Below are 2,510 nucleotides of genomic sequence, written 5' to 3'. Positions count from 1 at the left end.
TAGCGTCCTTGGGATGTTCCTCTATCAACTTCTACACTCACAGTACCACTTTCATCTTCAAATACAACATGGCCATATCTGGCACAGCCGCTAATTAACAAAACAAACAATAATGAGGCCAAAACTTGAAGAAGCCTTGATGAGACAATTTTTTTAATCATAATACCCCCTCAAAAAGTAATTATTAATTCACTACTCAATCAAATATATACCAGATAATATTCTATTTTGTTTTTAAATCCTTATTACTTACCAAAATAAAAACTAGGTTGGGTTTATAGCGGTTAGATTGTGTCAGCAAACAAATTATTCCTCATCAAGTAACAGCATCAGCCAAGTAATATGATTTTATTTGAGTCCGGTGCTCGAGATAACCATTATCTGGTCACCCAAGAAATTTACCTTGATATTTTTGGTTTCATTGCCCCAGATGCAGCTTTTAAGACCTATTGATTCTGTGCAACTGTTCGGATTACCAAAAATTGCTATGACTTCACTGTATTCCATCCCCATTTCCAGCTTGTCGTAATTTTCCTTGGTGACCTTGCTGCAGCCCGCTGTAAAGAGCAGGGTGGTCAGCAGCGCCAGCAGGAACAACTTCATTCTTTTACCCATCAATTGCTCCTTTTATATTTGTGGTTAACACGAGCGTCACTCAGAGTTGGTTTTCTCTGCCATCGTGTGCACATGCTCGTTAGAGGCGTTACTTCTTATTTCATAGGCCGAACAAGAACTATCTACAGGTAATAATAAATTATCTGTATGCCATAAGCTGCATCCAGAAGAAAAAAACAAAATTATGAATATAAGGCCGGCAGCCCAGTTGCCAGCCTTATGAAAAAAATATACCAATTTAATTAGAGTGCTTTACGAATGGAAAAACTTGCGTCAAACCAAGCAGATCGGTTATGAGCAATACAAGAAAAATTAATACTACAGCACCAACAACTGCCCCTACTCCATCGCCACCAGCCGGAAACTGATCAAGAACTTTGCATATCTGTGAAACCTCATGATCTGTAAGGCTCGCTACCCTTTTTTCCGCCTGTAAAGGATCAATGCCTTGTTTTGAAAAGATATCAAGGACCTCTTGCCGGTTTAAAAAAGCAGTAATCCGTGAACGGGATTTTTCTCCTTGGAGAGTATTAATCACCGTTTCTGTTCCTATAAGGCCTGCTTTGGCATTAATGACAGTAAAATCTAATAACATAAAGGAAAAAATCAAAAAAAGACTAAGTGGTTTAGCAATATAACGAATCATATCCCCTCCTTTTTTTCTTTTGTCATGGGTCCTGGCGTATATAAATACTGATAGCAAATTGAAAATACAGGAAGTAATGTCATTTGTCGCTACAAATATTTTTGATTATCTGACTGATAAAATCAAATTTAAACTTTCTTGCCAACAGTGTGCCACGAACGCACCAAAGGGTTTTCTTCCCATGCATTCATTTCGTCAATGTGTGGAACGCTATCAAGGACATCACAAGGTCAAGAGCTTCAGCTGCCTCGACCAATATCTTTGTATGGTTTTCGCCCAACTTACTTATCGCGAAAGCCTCAGGGATATCGAAGCTTGCCTGCGTGCACAAAGCAACAAGTTGTACCATATGGGCATTCGCAGCAAGGTGGCTCGCAACACCTTAGCCAATGCAAACAAGAAGCGCGATTGGCGAATCTATGCCGATTTCGCTCAACTTCTGATCTGCGAGGCCCAAGAACTCTACCGCAACGAAAATTTCGGTATAGAACTTACCGAAAGCGTTTACGCTCTCGATTCCACAACCATCGATCTCAGCCTCTCTGTCTTCCCCTGGGCCAACTTCCGACAGAACAAAGCAGCTATCAAATTGCATACTCTTCTAGATTTGCGTGGCAACATCCCAACCTTCATTCATATCAGCGACGGCAAGCTTCACGATGTCAATGTGCTAGACAGATTGATTCCAGAGCCTGGCAGCTTTTACATCATGGACCGTGGATATCTGGATTTTGCCAGACTATTTCACATAAATCAATGGGCCGCTTTTTTCGTTATCAGAGCCAAATCAAATTTTCAATTTCACCGCATTTATTCCCACCCAACCGAACAGGACACCGGAGTGAAATGCGACCAGACAATCAGGTTAGCAGGGTTTTACCCTTCAAAAGATTATCCGGACAAGTTGCGCAGAATAAAGTATTTCGATTCTACGACTGGAAAGACTTTTGTCTTCCTGACAAACAACTTTACATTACCAGCACAGACCATAGCGGATTTGTATCGGTGCCGCTGGCAGGTGGAGCTGTTCTTCAAATGGATCAAGCAGCACCTACGAATCAAATCATTTTTAGGCACAAGTGAAAACGTTGTCAAATCCCAGGTTTGGATTGCAGTTTCAGTTTATGTTATCGTGGCCATTATCAAAAAACGGCTCAAAATCACGACCAGTCTCTACACAATTCTACAGGTTTTGAGCTTAACCATTTTCGAGAAAATGCCATTATTACAGATAGTTACAAAAAACGAT

Annotated in this window: 3 protein-coding genes; 1 reads left to right on the top strand and 2 read right to left on the bottom strand. The window is 40.6% G+C overall.

Annotation, left to right across the window (positions count from 1 at the left end):
* Positions 1-348 precede the first annotated feature (348 nt).
* The gene (locus ABFQ95_08430; GenBank protein ID MEN8237541.1) at positions 349-615 is read right to left on the bottom strand and encodes a DUF3862 domain-containing protein; all 267 of its coding nucleotides are present in this window, start codon (positions 613-615) and stop codon (positions 349-351) included.
* Between the two features lie 238 nt (positions 616-853).
* Positions 854-1,261 (bottom strand): PA2779 family protein, encoded by a 408-nt coding sequence (locus ABFQ95_08425; protein MEN8237540.1) that lies wholly within the window; start codon positions 1,259-1,261, stop codon positions 854-856.
* A 181-nt stretch (positions 1,262-1,442) separates the two neighbouring features.
* Between ABFQ95_08425 and ABFQ95_08420 the strand changes: the two genes are divergently transcribed.
* Positions 1,443-2,510: IS4 family transposase (locus tag ABFQ95_08420; GenBank protein MEN8237539.1), on the top strand; the 1,068-nt coding region annotated here is incomplete at its 3' end.

The organism is Pseudomonadota bacterium (assembly GCA_039714795.1).
Lineage (GTDB): Bacteria > Pseudomonadota > Alphaproteobacteria > JAGOMX01 > JAGOMX01 > JBDLIP01.
Note: the sequence above shows the minus strand (reverse complement) of the source record. Positions and strands in the feature narration are given on the sequence as shown.